At 63.6% G+C, this 24,394-nt stretch carries 22 protein-coding genes; 12 read left to right on the top strand and 10 right to left on the bottom strand.

All coding sequences use genetic code 11. From position 1 onward, the window contains the following. Positions 1-5: 5 nt before the first annotated feature. Positions 6-617 carry a sigma-70 family RNA polymerase sigma factor gene (locus NZU74_10300; GenBank protein MCS6881714.1) on the bottom strand — a complete coding sequence of 204 codons (612 nt, stop codon included), beginning with the start codon at positions 615-617 and terminating at the stop codon, positions 6-8. Positions 618-1,062: 445 nt separating this feature from the next. Here NZU74_10300 and NZU74_10295 point away from each other — a divergent pair, with 445 nt between their 5' ends. From NZU74_10295 to NZU74_10285, 3 genes are all read left to right on the top strand, one after another. Next, positions 1,063-2,142, top strand: a complete 1,080-nt coding sequence (locus NZU74_10295) for a polyprenyl synthetase family protein (GenBank protein ID MCS6881713.1) — start codon at positions 1,063-1,065, stop codon at positions 2,140-2,142. 266 nt (positions 2,143-2,408) lie between these two features. Next, positions 2,409-3,137 (top strand): SDR family oxidoreductase, encoded by a 729-nt coding sequence (locus NZU74_10290; protein MCS6881712.1) that lies wholly within the window; start codon positions 2,409-2,411, stop codon positions 3,135-3,137. A gap of 195 nt (positions 3,138-3,332) precedes the next feature. Beyond that, positions 3,333-4,409 (top strand): sigma-70 family RNA polymerase sigma factor, encoded by a 1,077-nt coding sequence (locus NZU74_10285; GenBank protein ID MCS6881711.1) that lies wholly within the window; start codon positions 3,333-3,335, stop codon positions 4,407-4,409. 120 nt (positions 4,410-4,529) lie between these two features. Here the strand turns inward: NZU74_10285 and NZU74_10280 are convergent, their stop codons facing one another. After that, complete coding sequence (locus NZU74_10280; GenBank protein ID MCS6881710.1) at positions 4,530-6,746, bottom strand: peptidoglycan DD-metalloendopeptidase family protein; 2,217 nt, start codon at positions 6,744-6,746, stop codon at positions 4,530-4,532. A 439-nt stretch (positions 6,747-7,185) separates the two neighbouring features. Next, positions 7,186-8,346: a glycosyltransferase family 4 protein gene (locus NZU74_10275; GenBank protein MCS6881709.1), complete on the bottom strand. Its 1,161-nt coding sequence runs from the start codon at positions 8,344-8,346 to the stop codon at positions 7,186-7,188. Between the two features lie 280 nt (positions 8,347-8,626). Here NZU74_10275 and NZU74_10270 point away from each other — a divergent pair, with 280 nt between their 5' ends. Continuing rightward, a complete protein-coding gene (locus NZU74_10270) occupies positions 8,627-9,196 on the top strand; it encodes an HD domain-containing protein (GenBank protein MCS6881708.1) in 570 nt (189 codons plus the stop codon). A gap of 148 nt (positions 9,197-9,344) precedes the next feature. On the opposite strand, the gene mutM is transcribed toward NZU74_10270, so the two are convergent. From mutM to NZU74_10255, 3 genes are all read right to left on the bottom strand, one after another. Continuing rightward, positions 9,345-10,178: a bifunctional DNA-formamidopyrimidine glycosylase/DNA-(apurinic or apyrimidinic site) lyase gene (mutM, locus tag NZU74_10265; protein ID MCS6881707.1), complete on the bottom strand. Its 834-nt coding sequence runs from the start codon at positions 10,176-10,178 to the stop codon at positions 9,345-9,347. A gap of 10 nt (positions 10,179-10,188) precedes the next feature. After that, a complete protein-coding gene (locus tag NZU74_10260) occupies positions 10,189-10,875 on the bottom strand; it encodes a MoaD family protein (GenBank protein MCS6881706.1) in 687 nt (228 codons plus the stop codon). 100 nt (positions 10,876-10,975) lie between these two features. Further along, a complete protein-coding gene (locus NZU74_10255) occupies positions 10,976-11,374 on the bottom strand; it encodes a hypothetical protein (protein MCS6881705.1) in 399 nt (132 codons plus the stop codon). Between the two features lie 257 nt (positions 11,375-11,631). On the opposite strand from NZU74_10255, the gene NZU74_10250 reads away from it, so the two are divergent. From NZU74_10250 to NZU74_10220, 7 genes are all read left to right on the top strand, one after another. Further along, a complete protein-coding gene (locus NZU74_10250) occupies positions 11,632-11,997 on the top strand; it encodes a roadblock/LC7 domain-containing protein (GenBank protein MCS6881704.1) in 366 nt (121 codons plus the stop codon). A 132-nt stretch (positions 11,998-12,129) separates the two neighbouring features. Next, entirely contained in the window at positions 12,130-12,624 is a 495-nt protein-coding gene (locus NZU74_10245) for a roadblock/LC7 domain-containing protein (GenBank protein MCS6881703.1), read from the top strand. A gap of 104 nt (positions 12,625-12,728) precedes the next feature. After that, positions 12,729-13,316: a GTPase domain-containing protein gene (locus tag NZU74_10240; GenBank protein ID MCS6881702.1), complete on the top strand. Its 588-nt coding sequence runs from the start codon at positions 12,729-12,731 to the stop codon at positions 13,314-13,316. A gap of 82 nt (positions 13,317-13,398) precedes the next feature. Continuing rightward, positions 13,399-14,238, top strand: a complete 840-nt coding sequence (locus NZU74_10235; GenBank protein MCS6881701.1) for a DUF4388 domain-containing protein — start codon at positions 13,399-13,401, stop codon at positions 14,236-14,238. 188 nt (positions 14,239-14,426) lie between these two features. After that, positions 14,427-15,944 carry a bifunctional phosphoribosylaminoimidazolecarboxamide formyltransferase/IMP cyclohydrolase gene (gene purH, locus NZU74_10230; protein MCS6881700.1) on the top strand — a complete coding sequence of 506 codons (1,518 nt, stop codon included), beginning with the start codon at positions 14,427-14,429 and terminating at the stop codon, positions 15,942-15,944. A 170-nt stretch (positions 15,945-16,114) separates the two neighbouring features. Continuing rightward, positions 16,115-16,732, top strand: a complete 618-nt coding sequence (gene hisIE, locus NZU74_10225; GenBank protein MCS6881699.1) for a bifunctional phosphoribosyl-AMP cyclohydrolase/phosphoribosyl-ATP diphosphatase HisIE — start codon at positions 16,115-16,117, stop codon at positions 16,730-16,732. Positions 16,733-16,773: 41 nt separating this feature from the next. Then, positions 16,774-18,792, top strand: coding sequence for an ATP-binding protein (locus NZU74_10220; GenBank protein MCS6881698.1), 2,019 nt, complete (start codon positions 16,774-16,776; stop codon positions 18,790-18,792). A gap of 256 nt (positions 18,793-19,048) precedes the next feature. Here the strand turns inward: NZU74_10220 and rimM are convergent, their stop codons facing one another. The 4 genes from rimM to ffh all read right to left on the bottom strand — a co-directional run bounded on the left by rimM (position 19,049) and on the right by ffh (position 22,046). Next, the gene (gene rimM, locus NZU74_10215; protein ID MCS6881697.1) at positions 19,049-19,564 is read right to left on the bottom strand and encodes a ribosome maturation factor RimM; all 516 of its coding nucleotides are present in this window, start codon (positions 19,562-19,564) and stop codon (positions 19,049-19,051) included. A gap of 115 nt (positions 19,565-19,679) precedes the next feature. Then, positions 19,680-19,907 carry a KH domain-containing protein gene (locus NZU74_10210; GenBank protein ID MCS6881696.1) on the bottom strand — a complete coding sequence of 76 codons (228 nt, stop codon included), beginning with the start codon at positions 19,905-19,907 and terminating at the stop codon, positions 19,680-19,682. 58 nt (positions 19,908-19,965) lie between these two features. Beyond that, a complete protein-coding gene (gene rpsP, locus NZU74_10205) occupies positions 19,966-20,244 on the bottom strand; it encodes a 30S ribosomal protein S16 (GenBank protein MCS6881695.1) in 279 nt (92 codons plus the stop codon). Positions 20,245-20,663: 419 nt separating this feature from the next. Further along, complete coding sequence (gene ffh, locus NZU74_10200) at positions 20,664-22,046, bottom strand: signal recognition particle protein (protein ID MCS6881694.1); 1,383 nt, start codon at positions 22,044-22,046, stop codon at positions 20,664-20,666. Between the two features lie 580 nt (positions 22,047-22,626). On the opposite strand from ffh, the gene NZU74_10195 reads away from it, so the two are divergent. Beyond that, positions 22,627-24,369 carry an AarF/UbiB family protein gene (locus tag NZU74_10195; protein ID MCS6881693.1) on the top strand — a complete coding sequence of 581 codons (1,743 nt, stop codon included), beginning with the start codon at positions 22,627-22,629 and terminating at the stop codon, positions 24,367-24,369. Positions 24,370-24,394: the final 25 nt, after the last annotated feature.

Raw genomic sequence — 24,394 nt, 5'->3', positions numbered from 1 at the left:
AACTTCTAGCGGTCATCGAGACCGATGCCCTGGTGTTGCAGCAAGGTTTTCAATTTCTGCAAGGCGAGACGCACGCGCGTCTTCACCGTTCCAAGCGGATCATTCAAACGTTCGGCGATCTCGCGCTGGGAGAGACCTCCGAAGTAGGCCAGTTCGATCACCTGTCGCTGGTCGGCGGGCAACTCGCTGAGGGCGTTGGTGATCAGACGTCGCCGCTCGGCTTCCCATGTCACCTCATCTATGCTGGTCTGCGTATCCGGGACAGCGGCGAGGGCCACGGCGTCGTTGCCGGCTCCCAGAGCGCCGGGCCGCGACTGTTGCCGGCGCAGTTCATCAATGCAGAGATTGCGCGCAATGCCAAACAGCCAGGGCGCGAACGCGCCGCTTCCGGCCTTAAAGGTGGCTGCGCGGTTCCAGACCCGCCAGAACGTTTCCTGCACCACGTCTTCGGCCAGTTCAGCGTTGGCCAGGATGCGCAGCGCCAGGCCGTAGACGACGCGGGAATAGCGAGTGTAGAGGTGCTCCATCGCGCGGGTATCGCCGGCGGCAACCTGGATCATCAGGTGCTCATCGCTGAGCACCTGTCCCTCAATGTCAGGATCCGGGGATACAGCCAAGTCAGCCCCTCTGGAAATAATACGCAACCATACGGCGCTGTGGATGTATTGCCACAGGCGTAGCCGCGGGCGAAACAACTGATATTATACACGAGATGCCATTCGCGGGATGGGCAAAACGCCTCTGCTTTGCCGGTTTGCCGGACCTGTGGGCCCGGACGGGGGCTGAGCGAGCTGCGCGAGGGCTACGCGTGACCAGACGGGCAGCATGCGGTATTATATGGATACAGCGTGTCGCAGGTTACAGACAGACCCCGTAAACTTGTGCAAAGTATATGTCGAAAGGTGTGCATCACCTCCCGTATTACTCTTGCTTGACACTGGCCTGGAATGTGCTATAGTGCAGTTCGTGGCGAAAATCACAAGCGAGTGTTCCCCTCACTTAGCCTGTGTCTGCCCAGGAACCGCTCCGATCGCCGACAGGCCCTAGAAGAGGAACAGCCTGATGGCTGGTCATCACACTCATTCCTCGGCGACCGAGAGCATCGTAGCCGTTGGCGTGCAGATGAGCGGCGCCGAGACGTTATCCTTCCCGCCGTCTACCGGCCGGGTTGCCGGGTTGACTGAACTATTTGCGCAGGCCGATCTCATTCCCGATCTCCGCGCCGTCGAAGAGCTGCTGTTGCGCCGGACGGCTTCGCGCTCGGAGTTGATCGCCAGCGCCAGCGCCTATACCGTGCGCGCTGGCGGCAAACGGCTGCGCGCCGCACTGGCGCTCCTGGCCGCCCGGCTTGGCGTCTATCACCTGTCGTGCGTGATACACGCCGCGGCCGCCGTTGAACTCATCCAGGCGGCCTCGCTCGTGCACGATGACCTGGTGGACCAGGCGGCGCGTCGCCGGGGCCAGATTACCGTGCATGCCCGCTGGGACAACGATGTCGCCCTGATGGTCGGCGACTACTTCTTCGCCCTGGCCGCGGGTGAAATGGCCCTCAGCCCGGACCCGCGGATCATCACCTACTATGCCCAGGCGGTGCAAACCATCGTTGAGGGCGAACTCAGCCCGGTGCTCGTGGCCGAACCTCTTGATCAGGCCCTGGACCAGTATTTCTACAAAACCGGGGCCAAGACGGCCTCGCTCTTCGAGGCGGCCTGCAAGGCGGGAATGGCCGCCGGCGGCGGCAGTGACGCCCAGATTGCCGCCCTCGGACGCTACGGCTTCGATCTGGGTATGGCCTTTCAGATCGTTGATGACGTGCTCGATTTCATCGGCGACGAACAGACGCTGGGCAAGCCTGCCGGGAATGATTTGCGCCAGGGCACCATCACCCTGCCGCTGATTTATGCCCTTGCCCGCAGCGATAGCCCCCATCTGCGGGCAATCGTGGCCCACGACAGCCCCACCGAGGCTCAGGTGCGCGCTGCAGTCGAGGAAGTCATCGCCATCGGCGGCGTCGAGGCGGCGATGGCCGAGGCGCGGCGCTTCGTCGTCCGCGCCAATCACCAGCTTGCTGAGTTCCCTCCTTCGGCGACCCGCCGGACACTCGAAGACATCGCCTACTTCGTCGTTAGCCGCGAGGCCTGATTTTCTTCGGCCAGAGCCTGGCGGGCCCCTGTTTGGTAGCGCAACCCTCCGGGTTGCGCTACTACGGTGTTTCCCCCTGGGCCAGAGTATGGGAAACCTGGTTTCCCTCTCGCCAACCGGCGTTGGGACTGACTCCCCCCGGCCACGAACGACCAAAAAATGAAAGCCCTCTCATTTTTCGGCGCGGGTCTAGCCAAATGTGCACGCGTGTGGTACAACTATTGCAAACACTTTGCACAGATATTGCACAGTGCGGGAGGTTCAGGATGAAACTCACGGGCAAGACGGCGTTGATCACCGGGGGTGGACGCGGGCTGGGGCGAGCGATTGCCATTGCCTATGCCCGGGCCGGGGCCGCGGTGGCAGTGGCCGCGCGCAGCGCCGACGAACTCGACGAGACAGCCTGGCTTATCACTGAACAGGGTGGACGCGCCGTAGCTCTGCCCGCCGATGTGCGCGATGCCACGCAGGTCGCCGCGATGGTCGCCGCCGTCCGTGAAGCCCTTGGCCCTATTCACGTGCTGGTAACCAGCGCCGGCATCGGCCTCCGCGCACCCGTTCACGAAACCAGCGAAGCTCAGTGGGACGCGGTCATCGACACGTTGCTCAAGGGCACGTTTCTCGTCTGCCGCGCCGTTATTCCTCAGATGATCGAACTCGGCGGCGGCAACATTATTACTCTTGGCGCGCCGCTCGAACGCATCGCTGTCCCTGGCTTCGGCGCCTACTATGCAGCCAAGTGCGGCGTTGACGGCCTGACGCGGGTGATGGCCAGGGATCTGCGCCGCTTCGGCATCAACGTCAATGCCCTGCACCCGGGGGGCTTTGCCGATACGCGCCTGGTGCGCGAGATGGCTCCCGAGGTTCGGACGGGCCTCCTCGCTCCAGAGACAATCGCCGCCGCAGCGATTGACCTGGCCGCTCTGCCTCCACGGGGGCCGACCGGCCAGACGATTGATGCCCATCAATGGAGATCCGACGAAGATAGCTCATAGCGGCCTTTCAGGTCTTGACAAAAACTGTGCAAAACCTGAAAATAGGGTTGCTTCAATGGTTGAGGCTCCAGATGTCTCCGTTCTAAAGCATCAGGTGATCCTCCGCTCCGCAAAGCGGCAACGCTCCGGCAACGGCGCCACGTGACCGCGTCTGTTGTATGTTGGCTCTGCCTGCGACAATCAGGAGAACGAACCGTGAAGGTCTTTCGCCTATCCGCAGATAGTGATACCGATGAGGTTCTGGCGTTCAACTCCTCTACTGCTGAGCCAGAAGAGATCGAGGAGTGGAATGCTGACGAGGCCGAGCTTGAAGCCGACGAGCTTGAGCTTGATCTTGAGGAACCTGAAGCCGCGGACATCGAGCCGGTTGAAGACTCGGTGCAGTTGTATCTGCAAGAGATCGGGCAGGTTCCGTTGTTGACGGCGGAAGAGGAGCGTGACCTGGCCATAAAGATCGCCCGGGGCAAGGAGGCGCGCCAGCGTCTCAACAATGAGCAGTATGTCTCGGGTCAGGAACGCTTCCGCCTCGAGCAGGAGGTCGCTCGCGGCGAAGAGGCTCGGCGCAAGCTTATTCAGGCCAATCTACGCCTCGTTGTCAGCGTGGCGAAGAAATATATCGGCAGCCCGATGGCCTTTATGGATCTGGTTCAGGAAGGTAATATCGGCCTGATGCGCGCCGTCGAGAAGTTCGACTATACCAAGGGCAACCGCTTCAGCACCTACGCGACCTGGTGGATCCGCCAGGCGGTGACGCGCTCGATCGCCGAACAGAGCCGTCTCATTCGCCTGCCGGTGCACCTGAGCGAGTCGATTGTGCATCTGCGCCGCGCGATTTATAAGCTGGAGCAGCAACTCGAGCGCGAGCCGACGCCGGAAGAGATTGCCCACGCCATGGGTATGAGCCTGCGCAAGGTGAAGCGTCTGCTGCGGGCCTCGACCCAGCCAGTTTCGCTCGAACAACCGCTCAATTATGAGAGTGAGGGCCGGGTTGGCGAACTTCTTGCCGATGAGAGCCAAGAGACGCCCATGGAGATCGCAGCGGCGAACATGCTCCATGCCGAATTGAATGCCGCCCTCAACGATCTCCCGGAACGCGAGCGCAAGATTCTCCAGTTGCGCTACGGGCTGATTGATGGCCAGCGCCGCACCCTCGAAGAGGTAGGCGTCGCCTTCGGCATTACGCGCGAGCGCACCCGCCAGATCGAGGCCGAGGCCCTGCGCCGCCTGCGCCACCCCAGTGTAGGGTCGCGCCTGCAAGGGTACCTCGATTAGCGTGCTTCCTGGAACGTTTGACGCAAAGGCGCGAAGCCGCAAAGCATCTGGCTTCGCGCCTTTGCGTCACGTGGGACGCCGCGTGCGGGAAATCCCGTCTCGCCACAGCCCGTGTTCGCCTCAGCGACGCAGCAATGGCAGATACAGTCGGCGCTCTTCTTCCAGTTGGATCGTCTGCGTGACCGTCGTGCGGTTCCCCACCCGATCGCTGAAGCGCACTGCCAGCACATGCCGCCCCGTGGGTACGGGCAAGGTCCAGCGGTAGGCGTCATAGTAGGGTTGCGGATCCTCAAAGATGCCGTTCAGCCCGAACTGCACGGCCATAATCCCGCCCCGGTCGTCTAGCGCGTTGGTGTCGATACGCACCGTCCGTTCGCGGAGCCGCACCACCGCTGCCGCATCTCTTGGCGGCGCTCCGGCAAGCGCCGCGATCTCCGCCCGACCCAGGGCGCGGTTGTAGATTGCCAGATCGTCCAGCCGCACACCACTGTGCCGGCCACCCGCGGCAAAGCGCCCTAACCGCAGCACCTCGCCCAGTTCCCCGGGCAACTCGACTCCCGATGTCTCCGCCGCCAGCGCGCCATCGAGGTAGAGCGCCTTGCGCCCTCCCTCAGCGTCCCAGGTGATCGCCAGATGATGCCAGCCCGCGCCGAGAGTGTCGGGCGCGGCGAGCAGGTCGCGGCTGGCCTCAGAGTCGCCGGTCGTCCAGAAGACCCACGCCGGGGCGCCGTCGGGTCCGGCGCTGTCGCGGCGGAGCGCCAGAGTTCCGCGGTATGCCGGGACGTCCCGGGGATTGGCGCTGGCCGCAAACAGGTAGTGCCGGGGAATGGCGCCGTCGGGGTAACGCGCGGGCAATTCGGCCCACAGGCTCACCGTGCCAGCGCGCGGGTCCAGGTTGCCAGCAAGGGGATAGGCTACTTCCGCCGGACCGGGTTCGAGCGCCTGCCCGGCGCGGCCTGGCCCGAAGCGGGGCGTTCCGCTGCTCTGCGGGAACCCCCGGCCAACCCGTTGCACGAGGTGTCCGTCGAACCCCGCTGCAAATAGCAGGTCGTCGGGGGGAGCGATGGTGATCGCCGCCGCCGGCGGCGTCTGGTCCGGCTCAGGGAGCCGGCTGCTGAGCATCGGAGCCATGGCGCCGGGCGGGGTGAAATCGTAGGTTCCGATCAGCGAGGGCGCCCAGAGCCACTCGCCGGGGAGGCAGCCGGCGTAGGCCGCGCAGGGGTCCGGGCCTGGCCCGAACCAGCCGTAGGGGTCAATCTGCTTGCCGAGGCGCCGCACCTCAAAATGGAGATGGGGCGTGCCGCCAGGGGTGCGGCTCGGCCCGCTGATGCCAAGGTAGGCGCCGGCCGCCACTGGCACGCCCCGGCTGGTATCAATGCGACCCTCAAAGATCGGCGCGAAGCCGCCCAGGTGCCAGTAGACCGTCTCGTAACCTCCGGGATGGACGATCACCACACCGTAGTCGGGACGGGTGCGGGCGTAGGCGATCCCGGCGGCAGCGGCGAGAATCGGCGTGCCGATGGGCTGATCGGGGAAGTAGTAGTCGTGGCCGTCGTGCCCGTCGTACTGCACGTGCCCCCGTCCGAGGTGATTTACCACTATGGTGTTGCCATCGTCGCTACTGTCAACCGTGGGGTAGGCGTGGTCGAAGTAGGCCAGATGGACCGCCCTGACGCCTGCGGGCCAGGGCTGGAGCAGGGTCAACCCGCCTGGAGCGCCGGCGTCTGCCGGGGGGACGCCAGCGGATGGCATAGTTGCGCCGAGAGCCGGTGGGCCGATCTGGACCAGTTCATTGTTGAAGTAGGCGGCGAAGGCATGGGTGAAGCGTTCGACCACTGCGCGCCACTCGGCGAGGGTGCGTCCCGCGGCGAGAAAGCGTTGCACGGCCACCCCTTCAGGGGCCTGTTCGAGGGTGAGGGTGAGGGTTTGCCCGTCGCTGAAGCGCAGCGTTGGAGGGCGCTCGTAGGGTCCCAGGCCAGCGCGGAGTTCGCGGCTGGCCCAGTCAATCTGCACGGCGAAGCCCTCGGGACCGGCGGGGCCGAAGGGCTGCCGGAGGGCCGCAGCGGTCGGGGCCGGGTCGCTCAACAGGCCTGAGGCGGCTTCGAGCAGCGCCAGATGCAGGCGGGGGCTCAGACCGTAGAAGAGGGCCGCGCTCTCGATGATCTCGGCGACGCCGCGACCGTCGTCGCGGTAGCCTTTGAGGGCGCCGGGCTGAGCATCGAGAAACCGTTGGACTCCGAGGTCATTACCATCTTGCGCCGCAACGAAAGGCCCCGGCAGTAAGGCCCCCAGCAGAGCGACGAGCAGTGCCGCCGTGCGTATAGCCCGTGGTCTCAACGCGGACTCCGGCGATGGTCATCCTTGCGGATGCAGGGAAAGACGGTACCGGCAGCCGGGTGCAAGGAGGTGCGGAGGTGTGGAGATATGGAGAGATCGTGGGTCCAGGATGAACATTTTGCGCGATCCTCGTTCGGCCAGGAAACTCACCTCATAAGATAGCCTCCCGTCGCTATTTGTCAAGTTACAAAGGGATGATCCTGGGACTGGCGCAACGTCTCCGGGGCATACTCCAAACCCCGGGTTTTTCGCCGGTTCTGGCGGCTATGCCGCCAGAACCGGCGAAGAATGACCGTATCGGGCAACTATGCCGCCCCGATCCCCCCGCTGGTGGCGAGCTTTGCGCGGGCCCTGGAGATGATCCGCCGTCAAGCGGCTTATGCCAACGTTGATGGTTTTCGAGACATTGCCGGGGATGCACGCAGTTACGTGCTGACCATCACCCGGCTCGCCATGCGCCGACCCGCTCCAACACCCGCAGCGTTTCTTCGGCGACCTTGCGATACGAAAACTGGGCGGCGCGTGCCAGGCCCTGGGCGCGCAGGTCAGCCTGCAGGTGGGCGTCACTCAACACCCGTCCCAGAGCGGCGGCCCAGCCTACCACATCGTCCGGCGCGACGCGCAGGGCCGCTGTGCCGACCACTTCGGGCAAACTGCTCGCGTCGCTGGTCACCACCGGCGCGCCGCAGGCCATCGCCTCCAGCGGCGGCAAGCCGAAGCCTTCGTATCTGGAAGGATAGGCGAAGACGGTACAGGCCCGATAAAAGAGCGGTCCATCCGCTGCCGGCACGTCAATCCGCTTCACGCTCGATCCCAGTTCGAGATCGGCAATCAGGCCATCGAGGTCGGGGAACAGCCGCGGGTCACGGCCAAGCGGGCGCCCGGCGATGACCAGTTGCGCCTGCACCCCACGCGAGCGCAACAGGGCAAAGGCGCGCACCAGGGTGGCGACATTCTTGCGCGCGTCGAGCCCCCCGACGTAGTAGATAAACGGTGTGTCGATGCCGTAGCGCCGGGCCACCTCCTCACGAGCGGTCTCGCTGTCGCCGGGAGTGAATTGTTCACCTGCGGCCAGGGGCACAACAGTGATCCGTTCAGGTGGCAGGCCGAGATGGGTGATAATATCAGCGCGGCTGTGGGCCGAGAAGGTCAGCACATGGGCGCTGCGGCGCACGGCCCGGCGCGCCAGGGTCAGATACGCGCGCACGTGCGCGCCGCCGCGGTACTCGGGCAACACCAGGGGTACGATGTCGCCCACCGTCGTCACCACCGGCAGCCGGCAATACAGTGGCGGAGCGAAGTACGGCACCAGCGCCACGCCAGCGTTGTGATTCGCCAGCCGGGCCGCCATCCGCGGAAAGGCCGCCTGCTCGAACCACAGCTTGGCCAGATTGTCATTAATACGGTCAAAGGGGGTCTTCAGACATGCCCCATCAACACCAGGAGGCAGTCCCGGACCAGGAGGAAGATAGGCGGGGGTAAGCAACAGGTAGTGATGCTCCGCGGCCACCCGGGGCAGGCAGCGTAGCAAACCATGGAGATACTGCCCGCTCCCAACCGTCGGCTGGGACCAGAAACTCCCGCTGATGACGACTTGCACGTGCGCCCCCTGGCGCTATCTATTGCATTGGCGCGTATGGGCCTATAGTACCATGTCTTGGGCAATGGCAGGTATACTACTACCATGCGTCAGGCGTGCGCCGCGGGATGCAGATCTGCTCCCAGGCAGGAGGGCAAAGCTAGCCAACGGCCCCTTTCCTCGATCGCTGCCAGGCGCGCCAGCAGGCGGGAGCGGGGGAAACCCGGTGTTCTCAATGTGCATGGCAAGGCACAGGCTGCTATGTGCTTGCCAATAAGCCCCACAAGTACGAGGAGACGTCATGGACGACCGCGCGGTTGTGACCCTCGCCGAATTACAGATCCGTTTGCAGACCCTCAAGCTCCTGCCGCGCACCGGCTGGTTGCAGCGCGGATTAGGCGATGTCGAGAGTGTGGCCGAGCATAGTTTTGGCGTGGCGGTTCTGGCGCTGATCATCGGCGATCAGCATCCCGACCTGGACCGGGAACGGCTCCTCGCCACGGCGTTGATCCATGATATGGCCGAGGCCCTGATCGGCGATCTCCCGGCCTCGGCCCGACGGCTCTTCGGAGCAGCCGCAAAGCAGGAAGCGGAACGCAAGGCGCTGCTCGAACTGCTCAATGGCCTTCCGCATGCCGAACGCTATCTGGCGCTCTGGGAAGATTACACCCAGGGGGCTACGCCCGAGGCCCGGCTCGTCAAGGCGCTGGATCGGTTGGAAATGCTCGGTCAGGCGCTGGTATACGAACGGGCCGGCGCGCGCACGCTCGATGAGTTCTGGCAGGATCGCAACGGCTGGTTCGACGAGTTTCCCCTGGTGCGCGCCCTGGCTGACCGCCTGTATGCTGAACATGACCGGCATACAGGGTAATGCCATTTCGAATGGTAGATTTTGGATTGCTCGATATGAGGTTAACGCCGGCCCATATGCAGCTTCCCCACACACCAAGGGGAGAAACATAAGAAAGCCGCTCCCTCCGGGGTGCGGCCCTTCCAGACCCTTCCGCGCGGGGCTATGGTCACCTGAATGGAAGCGGCTGGCACGTCGGGCAGAAAAACGTGCTGCGCTGGCCCACCACAATGCGCTCGATTGGCGTCCCGCAGCGCTGGCAGGGATACCCGCGACGGTCGTAGGCCAGGAAGTGTTCCTGGTTCTGGCCGCGCAGGCCATAGCCGTTGCGGTAGTTGCGCAACGAACTGCCTTCGTGCTCAATGGCGCTGGTCAGTACCTGGCGAATAGCGGCGTGCAAGGCAATTGCCCTGTCGGCCTCGATGGCGCAGGCCGGGGTTAGCGGGTGGATGCGGGCCAGCCAGAGGGCTTCGCTGGCGTAGATGTTGCCCATGCCCGCGATTGCGCGCTGGTCGAGCAGCAGCGGCTTGATCCTCGTGCGCCGCCCCCGCAGGATGCGCTCCAGCTCGGCGACGGTGAAGCGGTCATCGAGCGGCTCAGGGCCATAGGCTGTGTCAAGGGCGGCCAATCCGGCGGCGTCGAGCAGCCGCACCCGCCCAAACTTGCGCTCGTCGTCGAAGAACAGGCGTCGCCGATCATCCAGGCGGATGATCAGATGCACGTGGGCACGGGCTTCATCGTCGGGGGGATGGATCTCCAGGCGCCCCGACATGCGCAGATGGAGCGCCAGGGTCCAGCCCGAGTCAAGGTCGAGCAGCAGCCATTTGGCGCGCCGCCGCGCGCTGAGGATACGGCGGCCAACAATCTCCTGGCGAAAGACTTCCGCCGAGGGAGTCTCCACCATCCGTTCCCAGTCGAGGCGCTCGACAGCCAGGAAGGAGCGCCCGACCAGTTGGGGCGCCAGCGAACGAGCAATGATTTCGACTTCGGGTAACTCGGGCATAGGGGGGCGCTCACTCGCGCCACTCGGCTGCGCCGTCGGCCCAGTGCTCTTTCTTCCAGATCGGGGCGATTTCTTTGATCCGGTCCATAATGTAGGCGGCGGCCTGGAAGGCTTCCTGGCGGTGTGGCGCGGCAACGACCACCAGCACCGCGGTCTCCCCGATCTCCAGCCTGCCGATGCGGTGGTGCACCGCCACCCGGCCGATAGGCCAGCGCGCTCGCGCTTCTTCAGCGATCTGGGCCAGCACCGGTGTGGCCATGTCGGTGTAAGCCTCGTAGCTGAGAAACGCTGTGGGACGGCCGCCAAAGTGATTGCGCGCCACGCCGGCGAAAGTCACCACGGCGCCGTCACTCGGCGTCTGCACATAGGCGACCAGTGGCGCCGGGTCGAGCGGCGCCTCGGTGATCAAAAAGGGTTCAACGGATCGGACGCCTGATTGTGGGCGATGCGCACCCCCGCTCACGGGAGGAATAATCGCCACTTCGTCGCCATCCTGAAGCGTGGCCCCAGGCTCGGCAAACTGCTGGTTGACCGCGTAGAGGAGCCGACCGGTGTACCGGCCCAGCGAGGGATGCCTGGCGACCAGGTGTTCCCATACCGCACCGACAGTTGCTCCGGCTTCCATCGGCACAGTAAGTTCCGTCTGGCCGACGATATCGCGGTGGGCGGCAAACAATCTGACGCGTATGGTGATCATTGAAACCCAGGGCTATGATACGATAAGCCGCCGGACAGGCGCGGTCGTCGCGCCGAGGGAAGGGCGCCGCCGTGAGCGTTGTCTATGCTCCCGCGCATCACTACATCGAGCGAGCCATATCGCGCGGCGCTTCGGCGACAGGGGCCTTGCTGCGCGCCTTGCGCTCCAGCCACCACCAGCGCAGACGGCGGTGCTGCCGGGAGATCTGTTGCGCCGAACGCTGAGCCAGACGGCCAACCCGGCCGATCCACGGCGCGGGATGGGCCGCCCACTCCTTGAGAAACAACTTCAGATGCACCCGACACCAACGGACCACCCGGTTGCGTGGACCGACCAGCGCCAGCCCGATGAGCAGAAAGATCAGGCCGTTTACAATCGGCATCGGCATGCCGATCAAGCCGATGACAATAAAGAACCAGCCTAGCACCGGCTTCAGCACGAGCCAGGTGGTGAACAGGGCGACACGCAGCATCGAAATCATCAGTGCAATGCCCATCATAGTCCTGGTACAATATGCTTCTCAGCGCACTGATCGCGCAAACAGAGCGACCCGCGAGGGGTGCTATATCGAGTATACCATGTTCCCGGCGCGTTATCAGGGAAATTCATCACGATCATGCATGCTCGCACAGGCCGGAACCGGGGAGAGAGCCAGGGCCTTCCTACGGCTGGTCGCACCACGGTTGATCTTATGTGTATAATGGCTATGCCCGCTGCCTCGCTCGCGGCGGAGCGTGTTGCAGGGAGAGCGCACAGATGAGCGGCAAGTTGCAAGATCTGTTGGGTCGCTTCCGTAGTGTTGAAAGTGTAGAGCTGGCCGCGGTCGTCGCCACCGATGGGTTGCTGATCGAGAGCGTTGCCAGCCCCGATGTGGATGTGGACGCCGTGTGTGCGGTGGCCTCGAATAGCCTGGCGATGGCGGAGGCCCTTGGGCGCGAGATTGACAAGGGCGGCGCCATTCAGACCTTGCTTGAATACGAGAACGGGATTGTGTTGATCGAGCCGATCAGCGGGGATGCGATGCTGCTCTTGCTTGCCAGCGCCCGCGAGGATCTGGGTTACGTGCGCTTTCTGGTGGCAAAGCACCGTGATGACATGCTCGATGCGCTGAGCGCCATCTGAAGTTGATCTGGGGCGGAAAACCGCCGCAGCCGTGTTCAGGTCGTTCCTGGGGCGCTACAGTCTCTGTGCTATAATTTTGGGGAGCAAGCATCTGGCGGTTCCCTGCACTAGCTCTCAACAAGGTAGGCTGCAATGGATCCACAGCTGACAAGTATCATCGTTCCTTCAGAGGAGTTGGCCCAGATAGAGGAGTGCCTCGGCCGGCTGGTCGAAGATACGTCCAGCGATTATGCCCTGCTCCTCGACAAGAGCGGCCAGGTCATCTCCTCCAAGGGTGACGCTGATCGGCAGGATATCACCGCTCTGGGTGCGCTGATCGCGGGCGTCTTCGCTTCATCCCGTGAAGTGGCCAAGTTGCTGCGTGAGCGAGATTTTCGGAACACCTTTCAACAGGGTGTGCGCGAGAACATTTTTATCGCGCTGATTGAAGAGCAGTGGATTCTATGCATTATTTTCAATAAAGGCACCCATATTGGTCTGGTCAAGGTGTTGACGAAAAAGGCCACCGATGAACTGGCCGCGGTGCTTGAGCGCGTTCGGCAACAGCATAAGGCCCGTGACGAGGTGCTGGGCTCCTCGTTCCGCACCTCGATGGAAGATACGATTGACCTGCTGTTCCGTGACTGACCGGCAGCGGTTTTCGGCCTCCGCGCAGCGCTGCCGTGTACCAAGACAGGCGCTGGCGCAGGTTGCGCCGCTGTCCCCCATTCAACAGGCATGCGAGCGAAGCTATGGCGCTAATCAATGTTGCGGCACGCGAAATTCACTGTAAGATCGTCTATTATGGCCCCGGTATGTGCGGGAAGACGACGAATCTGCAGTACATTCACAGCCAGGTGCCAAAAGAGATCAAGGGTGACCTGCTGTCGATCGCTACGGAGACAGAACGGACCCTGTTCTTTGACTTCTTGCCCCTCGATCTTGGAAAGGTCCGTGGGTTCCAGACCCGCTTCCATCTGTATACCGTGCCCGGTCAGGTGTTGTACGAGCGCACCCGAGTAGCTGTGCTGAACGGCGCCGATGGAGTGGTGTTCGTCGCCGACTCCCATAAGAAGAAGATGCAGGAGAATGTCAATAGTCTCCGTGAACTGGCGCAGAATGTGACCCGGCAGAATAAGAAGTTTTCTGAGTTTCCAATTGTCGTGCAATACAATAAGCGCGATCTGCCCGAAGACGTGCTGGTCTCGGTGCAGACGATGGATCATTATCTGGGCGTAACCCGGATGAACTGGCCGCGCATCGAAGCCGTCGCGACGACAGGCGCAGGAGTGTTTGAGACACTGCGCGCCATCAGTCGGGCGGTAATTAGCAAGCTCTAGGGGAGTGTCGGTTCGCGGGAGCGGTGGCCGACGCCGTCACATGCGCAGCCGGTCGCCTCGCTCCTATCCCTGCGGTGAAGCCATGGCCCTCTCCGGCGATTTAAGCGAGTTTCCGCTGACGGATATTATCCAACTTGTCGCCCTGAGCAAGAAGACCGGCGGGGTCCACATCCGCGGGCAACGCGCCGGGCAGACGTATGAGGGCTGGTTGTATTTCCGTGATGGGCAGATCATCGGCGCCACGCTGCCCGGGATGCGCCCACTCGATGCCGTTTATACGTTCTTCACCCTCGCCTCAGGTCCATTCCGCTTCTACGACGACCAGCGCCTCGATACTCCCACGATCACCCTCTCGAATGAGGCGATCATTATGGAGGGGATCATGCGCCAGGAAGCCTGGGCCGCCCTGCAACAGCAGATTCCCTCGCTGACGCTGGTGCCTCGCCTGGTGCCCAATCCTGCCACCGGCTCAGGCGAGATCAATCTGGAGGCGGAGGAGTGGCGCGTGCTCACCATGGTGAACGGGAAGAACACCGTCGTCCAGATCGCCCAGCGCAGCGGACTGGGCGAGTTTCGCACCTGCGAGATCATCGGCCAGTTGCTCCAAAATGGCCTGGTTGAGTTGCGCGAGCCGAGTCTCGGCGAGATTCTCGCCCCTGAACTTGAACGCATCGCCGCCACTTTCGTCGGCGCGGGCGCCTCGGCCCTGCTCGAGGCTGCCTACCGGCACGTTGGCATCACCGATGTAGGCCGGGCCACGGTGGCACAGATGCTCATGGCCATTGATCGCTTTGAAGTGAGCGCCATGCGGGTGATCGGCTCGGAACGCGCCCGCGCCGCCACTGCCGCCCTCCGCGCCCGCGCCGAAGAACTGCGCGCCGCCGTGACGCTGCGCGAGTCTCCTCCAGGTGTGATAGAATAAGCTCCGGTCGCGATCCTGCCCGTCGCCCGGGGAGGGTTTTGTGCTTCGTCAGGCAGGGTGCGCCGATGCTTGCCCGATTGCGGCGCTCCGTCGCTTGCTCCGCTCAGACCACGGTCTCCGGGCGAGGGAGGCCGATGAGCGGGCTACAGGTCGCACCCTTCGGAGATTGCGACAACAATGGAGCACATGTGCGCGCATTACTCAGTGTGTACGATAAGTCGGGCGTGATTGACCTGGCGCGTGAATTGCTCGGCCTGGGCTTCGAGCTGCTTTCGACCGGCAATACCTGGCGCCTGCTGGTCGAGGCCGGTATTCCTGCCCGGTCGGTCAGCGAGGTCACTGGTTTTCCCGAGATTCTCGACGGTCGCGTGAAGACCTTGCATCCGGCCATCCATGCCGGTCTGCTCGCTCGCCGCGATCGGCCCGCCCATATGGCCCAACTGGCCGAGTATGGGCTGGCGCCGATTGACCTCCTGGTTGTCAACCTTTACCCTTTCCAGCAGACCATCGCTCGCCCCGACGCGACGCTCGATGAGGCGATCGAACAGATTGATATCGGCGGGGTGGCCCTGCTGCGCGCCGCTGCCAAGAACTTCGCCCACGTCGTATCCCTGGTCGATCCGGCCGATTACGCCGCAACGCTTGCCGAATTGCGCACAGGGGCGGTGAGCCTGGAGACGCGCCAGCGTCTGGCAGCGAAGACTTTCGCCCATACCGCCGCCTATGATGCCGCCATCGCCGCCTATCTGGCCGCCGATCCCTTCCCCGAAACGCTGGTCGCGGCCTGGCCCCGCGTTCAGCCACTGCGCTATGGTGAGAACCCCCACCAGCGCGCTGCCCTCTACGGCGAGTTTGGGCGCCTGTTCGAGCAGTTGCACGGCAAAGAGCTTTCCTACAATAACATCCTCGATACCGGGGCCGCGGCGGAGTTGATCGGGGAGTTCCCCGCCGCCGAGGGCGCCGCTGTAGCGATTATCAAGCATACCAATCCCTGCGGCGTCGGCGTGGCGCCCACCCTGCTCGAAGCCTGGGAAAAGGCCTTTGCCACCGACCGCGACGCGCCCTTCGGCGGGATCATCGCCGTCAATCAGCCCCTTGACCTGGCCCTGGCCCGGGCGATCAGCGAGATTTTTACCGAGATTATCATCGCTCCCGAATTTGCCCCCGATGCCCTTGAGCATCTGCGGAAGAAGAAGAACCTGCGCCTGCTCAGGGCGCTGCAACCGGTCGGCGCAAGCCCGGAGATTGTGTTGCGTAGCGTGCCCGGCGGCGTCCTGGCCCAGGAGGCCGACCGCGCGCCTCTGGCCGGCGAGGAGTGGCGCGTGGTGACGCGGCGCTCCCCTACCCCCGATGAAGAACGCGCCCTGCGTTTCGCCTGGCGCGTGGTCAAGCACGTGAAGTCTAACGCGATTGTCTATGCCGGCCCTGATCGCACCCTCGGCATCGGCGCCGGGCAGATGAGCCGGGTGGATAGCTCGCGCCTGGCGGTCTGGAAGGCCCAGCAGGCTGGCCTGTCGCTCACAGGGAGCGTGGTGGCGAGCGATGCTCTGTTTCCCTTTGCCGATGGCGTAGAAACGGCTCTGCGCGCCGGCGCCACGGCAGTGATCCAGCCCGGCGGTTCGGTGCGCGACGCGGAGGTCATCGCCGCCGCCGATGCCGCTGGCGCCGCGATGGTGTTTACCGGCCGCCGGCATTTTCGCCATTGAGAACCTGTCGGGCTAACAACCGGGGTGTCCGATGCGGTTCTGCGAGGATGAAGCTCTCCTGACCATGCGCGCAACTGGCAGGTTGCGCTATCGCCGGTTCCCCGGTGTCAGGGCGTCGCCCTCTCTGGCTCGTCGGCAGGCAGTATTCAGGCAGGCTCGAAGGGAACCTTATGGAGATACATTTCGATCCGCAGGGGCTGGCGCCTGCAATCGTACAGCACGCCCGCACCGGTGAGGTGCTGATGCTGGGGTACATGAACGCCGACGCGCTGGAGGCGACCCGCGCCACCGGCCTGGTGACGTTCTGGAGCCGTTCCCGGCAGGCCCTCTGGCGCAAAGGCGAGACGAGCGGCCACGTGCTGCGCCTGGTTGACCTGCGGGTTGATTGCGACGCTGATGCGCTGCTGGTGCTGGCCGAACCTGCCGGTCCTACCTGCCATACTGGTGAGCGTAGTTGTTTCCACCGTGATGTTGCGGGAACGCTGACCCGCCGGTCCGCTCCTCCCGGCGCCGTGCTTGGACGGCTGGCCGATGGCGTGCGCATTCGGCGCAATGCGTCTCCCGAAACATCCTACACCGCACGCCTGCTCCAGGAAGGAGTGGACCGGATCGCCAAGAAAGTTGGCGAGGAAGCGGTGGAAGTGGTTATCGCGGCCAAAAACGCTTCCCACGCCGAATTGACCTATGAACTGGCCGACCTGCTGTATCACATCGTCGTGTTGCTGGAAGATCAGGGTCTGTCCCTTGAAGCGATCTGGCAGGAGCTTGAACGGCGGATGAAGTCGTGAGCGTCATAGCGGGTGCGCTCCTATCACGCTCGCTGTACCCTATGAGCTACCATTCTGGGCACGCCCTGGTAATCGACAGTGACCCGGTCACCCGTGAAGTCTGTGCGACGACCCTGCGCGACGCCGGCTTTGTCGTCCACGCCCTGGACGCGCCCGCCGCCGCTCGCGATGCGCTCCTGAATGCCGCCTTCGACCTGGTGCTGCTCGATGGCGCCGCGCCCGGTGGCGATGGCCTGGCCCTGCTGCGGCAGTTGCACGAGCAGCAGGTGCGGGTGCCCGTGCTGCTGATGTGCGGCGACGCTTCGGTTGAGTTTGTCACTCAGGCCATGCGTCTGGGGGCGCGGGGGTTGTTGGTCAAACCCTTTAGCGCTGACGATCTGCGCGCCACGGCCCTGGAGATCGCTGGCGAACGCCGCGCGGCTCGCTCGCGCGATCGGGTGGCCGCCCTGCGCCCAGCGGTGCGCATCGGCCAGCGGCTCCTTGGCGAACTCGACCTGCAACGATTGCAGGATCTGATCATCGAAACGGTGCGCACCGAGCTTGAGGCCGACCGCGCCTCGCTCATGCTGTTCGAGGACGATGGGCAGTGGCTGCGTATCGTCGCCTGCTCCGGCCTCCCCGCCCAGGTGCGTGTAGGTCACCGTGTGGCTGCCGAACGCAGTCTGGCCGGCTGGGTGGCCATGCGTCGTCAGCCGGTGCGCCTTGACTTCAGCGGTGACGTGGCCCTCCCCGTGGACGAGTTGCGTGGCGTCTTCCTGACCGAAGAGATCGGCTCGGCCCTGTCGGTGCCGGTGCTGGCTGGCGAACAGGTGCTGGGGGTGCTCAATGCGGCCAAGACCCATGCGCGGCAGCCCTTCACCGAGGATGATCAGGAACTCTTGATGCTGCTAGCGGCCCAGGCCGCCGTCGCCATCGAGAATGCGCGCCTCTACACCCGCGTCGCTTCCTCGGAGGGCCGCTATCGCGCTCTGCTCCAGCACGCCAGTGACGCGGTGTTGCTCGTTGACGCCAGCGGACGTGCCATCCTCGATGCTAATCTGGCCCTGGAACATTTGAGCGGCTATAGCCATGCTGAGTTGCTGGCCATGCCGCTCGACCGGCTCTTGCCAGCCCTGGCCCAACTGATTCAGCGCACCGTTGAGGGATATACTGGCGGAGCGGTGCGTGAGGGGGCGGAAATCGAGATGGACCTGTACACCCGCCAGGAGCAGACCACACCGGTCGCGGTCAGTCTCAGCGCCGTCTCGCACGCCGGCGAGCGCCTCATCCTGGTGATCGCCCGGGACGTGAGCGAACGCCAGCGCATTGCCAAGCAACTGGTGCAGGCGGAGAAACTCGCGGCCCTGGGCCGTCTGTCGGCGTCACTGGCCCACGAGATCAACAATCCCCTCCAGGCCATTCACAACTCGGTGTATTTGCTGTTGACCCGGCCGCTCGCCGAGGAGAAGCGCCAGCGCTACCTGCAAATGACCCTGGAGGAGATCGAGCGGCTGATCAGCATCGTGCAGCGCATGCTCGACTTCTACCGTCCCAACCGCGAGGGGATGCGCCCGGTGGATGTTGACGAGATCCTTGATGCCGTGCTGACTCTAACCGAGACGCAGATGGCGGAGCAGGGGGTGCGATTGATCCGCCAGCGAGCCGGGCGGCTGCCACGCATTTTTGCCATCAGCAATCATCTCAAACAGGTGTGTTTCAACCTGATCTTTAACGCGCTCGAAGCCATGCCTGACGGCGGCGAACTCTACGTCAAAACCGCCCTGCTCGAAGAGGGCGCGACGCTGGACCGCGAAGGGTTCGTGACTGTCCTGGCGGGAGGATCAGCGGAGGGGGTCGAACGGGCCAGGGTGGTAATCGAGATCAGCGATACCGGCAGCGGTATCCCGAACCACGATCTGCCCAAGATCTTCGAACCCTTTTTCACCACGCGCACCAAGGGCACCGGCCTGGGCCTGGCGGTGAGCTACAGCATCATCGAGCAGCACCACGGCGATCTGGCTGTACGCTCGGTGGTCGGTGAGGGGACCACGTTCCGCGTCGCGCTGCCCGTAGCGCAGTGACTCTGATGCAGGGGGCAAACCTGCCTTCCCCATCTCCGCGAGAACACCCGGACATGTAACCCTCCGGGTTGCGTTCAGGAAAAGCGCTACCCTCCCAGAATGTCACTGCATGCCCTCCTTCTCGGGAACAGACCGCATACGCAGCATCCCCGAACTCTTACCAGCGCTCCGCATACAGCAATCCAAAATGGTATGAGACGCCCATTCGCGGGATGCACCGCTGGCGGCGGCCTATCGGCTGTTGGTTATGTTCACATCAGAGGAGGCCCTCGATCGGGCGGATAACGATGCGCCGGTTGGCAATATCGAGGGTGACGATGAAGTCGCGGACCATTGGCACGAGCGCGTCGGCGAGGTCAGGACGGGCGATGACCAGCACCTCGCCGGCGCCGGTTTCAAGGACTTCCCGCACCTGACCGATGATCTGGCCATCCTCGGTGGTGGCGCTGAGGCCGATCAACTGGTGCAGGAAATACTCGTCTTCAGCCAGGGGGGCCGCCTCGCTGGCGCGGATGTAGATCTCGACGCCGCGCAGCGCATCGGCCGCCTCGCGGCTGGTGATTTCGCGCAGTGTGACCACCAGCATCCCGGGTTTGTGCTCAATCACCCCGGTCAGCGTCAGAGGCGTGCGCTCGTCGCCGAGATAGACCGTGCGCACGGAGCGGCTGAGATGGTCAGGCCGATCAGTATAGGACTTCACTTTGATCTGCCCGCGCACGCCGAAGGGAGCGGTAATCTGGCCGATCAGCAGAAACTCGTCAAGATTGGTCATAGTAACAAATAATGGAGGGGACTCACCCCTCCACCCTTGACCCTGCCGCGAGGGGCTGAGAGGACCTGCTCTCCTGGAAGCGGCCTTATCGGCCCCGTGCGACGTAGTGCGCCAATCACTCAATATCAACGTGGACCCGTTTATTCTGGCGCGCGGCGGCAACGCCCATCAAGTCACGGATGGCTTTGGCCACCCGCCCGCTGCGGCCGATCACCTTGCCGGTCTCGTCCGGGGCGACGGAGAGTTCGTAGGTGACGGTAAAGCGACCCACTCGTTCCTTGATACGCACGGCCTCGTGGTTATCCACAAGGTTCAGGGCGATATACTCGAGCAGCGCTTTCATAGGGTATCGTGCACGTTCAGCGGAGCCCATAGAGTGCCACTGGCATTACAGGCGCCGATCACGCCTCGGCCGGGGCTGGTATCAGGCGGCCCTGCTCATCGAGCACATTGACGCGCTGGAGCAGCTTGACCACGATGTCCGTAGGTTGGGCGCCGACGCTGAGCCAGTAACGGGCGCGATCGGCCTTGATTTCCAGCACCTTGGGCTGGCGGATCGGGTTATAGTGGCCGATAATCTCGATAAACTTGCCGTCGCGAGGCGAGCGCGAGTCGGCGACGACCACGCGGTAGCTGGGCTGCTTGGTCTTGCCGGTGCGGCGAAGACGGATCTTTACCATACGTGTATAGTTCCTCCCGTAGACAGATCGATATTGGGACTTTCGGCAGGTTGGGGAAGCCAGGATTCCCCGCGCCCCGGTCATGGCGCAACTTCGAGGGGCGCGCCTGCAGATATCTGATCGCTGATTATACCATACTTGCCGTGCCTGGCGGAAATGCCCCAGAGCTGATGCAAGTCCGCCTCCGGCGGCAGGATCGGGGCGGCTATGCCGCCCGATACGGTCATTTTTGGTTGATTTTGGCGGCTACGCCGCCAAAACCATCGAAGAAACCGGGGTTCGGTGCAAGCTCCAAGTACGTTGGACAGCCCTGAGGGCCTGGGCGAGGCCAATCCAGATGCAGCTCTGCGGTGCAGCCGGGGCAGCCAGGTTGCCCAACAGGGTGAACAACCTGGAGTCTGGAGGGTTGCCCCGCGCGGTCACTTCAGCATACGCATCAATTCGTTAATATCAAGGCCGTCGGGGCCGCGCCCGCCGCGCCCGCCGCGGCGCCCGCCGCGGCCCTGGTCGCTGGCGATCTGCTTCATCAAACGCTGCATCTGCTGGAACTGCTTGACCAGCGCGGCCACTTCGCGCTCAGAGGTGCCGCTGCCGCGGGCAATTCGCGCGCGACGGCTGCCCTTGATCACCTCGGGGTTGCGGCGCTCATAGGGGGTCATCGAGAAGATCATGGCTTCGATGCGCTTCAGCTGGCGCTCATCAACCAGTTCTTCCTGGCGGGCTAGCTGGCCCAGGCCGGGGATGAGCTTGAGCAGTTCCTGCAGCGGGCCGAGCTTGCGCATTTGCTGCATAGAGGTCAGGAAGTCCTCGAAGTCGAACTTGCCCTTGCGCAGCTTCTTTTCCATTGCGCGGGCCTGTTCGGCGTCGTACATCTGCTCGGCCTTCTCGATGAGCGAGAGCACATCGCCCATGCCGAGGATGCGCGAGGCCAGCCGGTCAGGGTAGAACGGCTCCAGCGTATGGGCGTCTACCTTTTCGCCGGTGGACAGAAACTTGATCGGTACGCCGGTAACGGCGCGGACCGAGAGCGCCGCGCCGCCACGGGCATCGCCGTCCATCTTCGTCATCACCAGGCCGGTCAGGTTCACGCGCGCGTTAAAGGCCTCGGCGACCCGCACCGCTTCCTGGCCGGTCATAGCGTCAACGACCAGCAGTCGCTCGGTGGGATGCACTCGCGCGTCAATCTCGGCGAGTTCCTGCATCAACGGCTCGTCAATCTGCAGGCGGCCCGCGGTGTCAATAATCACCACGTTGACCAGATCGCGCCGGGCCTGTTCCACGGCGCGGGCGGCGATATCCGGCGGACGCGCGGACGCGCCCTCGCTGTAGACCGGCACGTTCAACTGCTTGCCGAGGGTCTCCAACTGAGTGATGGCGGCGGGACGGTACACGTCGCAGGCGGCGAGCAGCACGCGGCGCCCCTTCTTGCGCAGATGCAGGGCCAGTTTGGCGGCCAGGGTCGTTTTGCCGGTGCCCTGAAGCCCGACAAGCATAATCACAGTCGGGCCAGGCCGGGCTTCCTGCAGCGGCGCATTTTCAACCCCCAGCAGGTTGATCAGTTCGTTGTGAACGATCTTCACCACCTGCTGATGGGGCGTCAGGCTTTTCGTGACCTCTTCGCCAATGGCCTGTTCGGTGACGCGGGCGACGAAATCTTTAACAACCTTATAGTTCACGTCGGCTTCAAGCAGGGCCAGGCGGACTGACTTCATCGCCTCGCGGACGTCATTCTCATCAAGGCGGCCCTTGCTGCCGAGTTTTTGAAACACCGCCTGGAGGCGGTCGGAAAGGCTTTCAAACATTGGCGTTCACTTTGTGCTGGCGGGGCTCAGATCCCATGCGGCGTTGCCGTGGCTAGACGGCGGCCGGTCACAAAACGATTGGAAGAAAAAAAGGATTCTTGGCGAGCAAGAACGCTCTGGAAATTGCTGCAGGATGATTACCGTCACATTGTAGCCGCTTGACAGGAGGGAGTCAACTCAGGCCGAAAAGCGCCGCCTCGGGTTTGCCGCAGAGGGCGCGGCGGAGCGCGGACGGTAGGCCGCAGGCGTCTGGGTTCAGATTTCCCGCAGAGCGCGCGGAAGCGCGGAGAGGCTAGCTTTTTGAGGCCCTCCGCGCCCGCTGCGGTGCGAACGTTTTCGGTAGATGTGAACGCTATCCCGCGCTCGCCAGCCGCAGGCGCAAGTTCAGCGGTCCCGATTCTCCCCATAAGCGGGTCATCGTCGGCACGGGGTTTCTGGTATAATCCTGGAGAGTATCAACCGACCAACGACAAATATGACGCAAGATACGCGGTCTTCTGGCGTGACTGTAACTATGCCTGATCGAGATGGCGCCCCCCGCTCTGGCGCAACGCCGTCGTTTCACGCGCGCAAGCGATTTTTGCGCGTTTCCGCATACTTCCTTCGGGTCGTCATTCATGTTTTTGTCTGGGACATTTTTCTGGGCCAGATTGGTGTACTGCGCTGGCTGGTACGGCGCAGCGCCAACCGCCGCTGGCGGCGTCTGGCCCGTGATTTTCGCAAGCTGGCCATAGAACTGGGCGGGATGCAGATCAAGCTCGGCCAGTTTCTCTCCTCGCGCGCCGATGTTGTGCCGGAAGTGGTGCGCCGGGAGCTGGCCGGGCTGCAGGACGAGGTGCCGCCGGCGCCGGCCAGTCACGTGCTGCAGGTGATTATCGAAGAACTCGGCGCGCCGCCAAGCGAGTTGTTCCTGCGCTTTGAGGAGGAGACCGTTGCCGCCGCTTCGCTTGGCCAGGTGCACTTCGCTACCCTTCATGACGGGCGCGACGTAGCCATCAAGGTGCAACGCCCCTTCATCGAACAGATCATCAAGGTGGATCTGAGCGCGGTCTCCTGGGTTATCCGGCTCATCAAGAACTACCCCCCGATCCGCCGTCGCGCCGACCTGGAGGCGCTCCTGGCCGAGTTCTCCAGAGTCCTGATGCTCGAACTGGACTATGTGGAAGAAGGGCGTAACGCGGCCACGTTCCGCAAGAACTTCGCCGGGGTCTACGGGATCTATTTTCCCGAGCCGATCCTGGAACTGACCACCAGGCGCGTGCTGGTGATGGAACGCATCAGCGGCATCAAGATCACCGATCTGCGAACGCTGGACGCGCTGGGGGTCAGCCGGGTGGAACTGGCTGCGCGGCTGAACAACTGCTATTTGAAGCAGTTTTTCATTGATGGCTTCTTTCATGCCGATCCCCATCCAGGGAACCTGTTCGTGCGCGTGGATCCCGAACTGCCAGTCAACTACGGCGTCTTTACCAACGGCAAGTCCCCGGCGAACGTCCCCAACGGGAACGGCGTGCTCCCTGACGGGCACCTCTTTGGCGATGCCGAGGCGCATGCCGCGGCGCCAGGGCGGCCCTTCACTCTGATCTTTGTGGATTTTGGCATGGTCGGTGCGCTGCCGCCGCAGACGATGGACATCGTGCGCAGCGGGGTGCTGGGCCTGGCGATGAATGACGCCGAGCGGATCGTTGACGCGCTGGATCGATTGAACATGATCCTCCCCGGCGCTGATCGCCGCCAGATTGTCCAGGCCATGCAGATTATGCTGCGCCACTCCTACAATCGCACCATGCGTGAGATGACCAGTATTGATGTCGAGGCGATCTTCGATGAAACCAAGGATATTCTCTACGATCTGCCCTTCCAGATCCCGCAGGATCTGCTGTACTTCGGGCGGGCCCTGAGCATGGTCGCCGGTCTGGCGACGGAGATCTGCCCGGACATCAACCTGTTCCACGAGTTGCGCCCCTTCGCGCAGATGTTGCTGGAGCGCGAACGGAACGGCGTCAACTGGGCCGAGCGGGCGCAGAAAGAATTGCGCGACCTGGGGCAGTTGCTTTTCTCACTGCCCCGGCAGATGGAGGCCTACTACCGTTCGGCCAATCGCGGAGAGCTTCTCCTGCGCTCGGACCTGTCGCGTCTGGAGCGCGGCATCCGCCGCGTGGAGCGTTCGAGCGACCGGCTCGCCGGGGGGATGCTGGCGACGGGGCTGTTCCTCGGCGGCGTACAGTTGCGCACCCGTGGCTTCGAGAAGGAGGCGAGCCGCGCGTGGATGGCGGCGGCGGCGGCGATTGTCTGGGCGCTCTGGCCCCGCGGGGAAAGGTAATGCGATTTTGGGTTTTGGATTTTCG

It is taken from the genome of Chloroflexaceae bacterium, assembly GCA_025057155.1.
In the GTDB taxonomy this organism is placed as follows: Bacteria; Chloroflexota; Chloroflexia; order Chloroflexales; family Chloroflexaceae; genus JACAEO01.
This window is presented reverse-complemented; position numbering and strand designations above follow the sequence as displayed.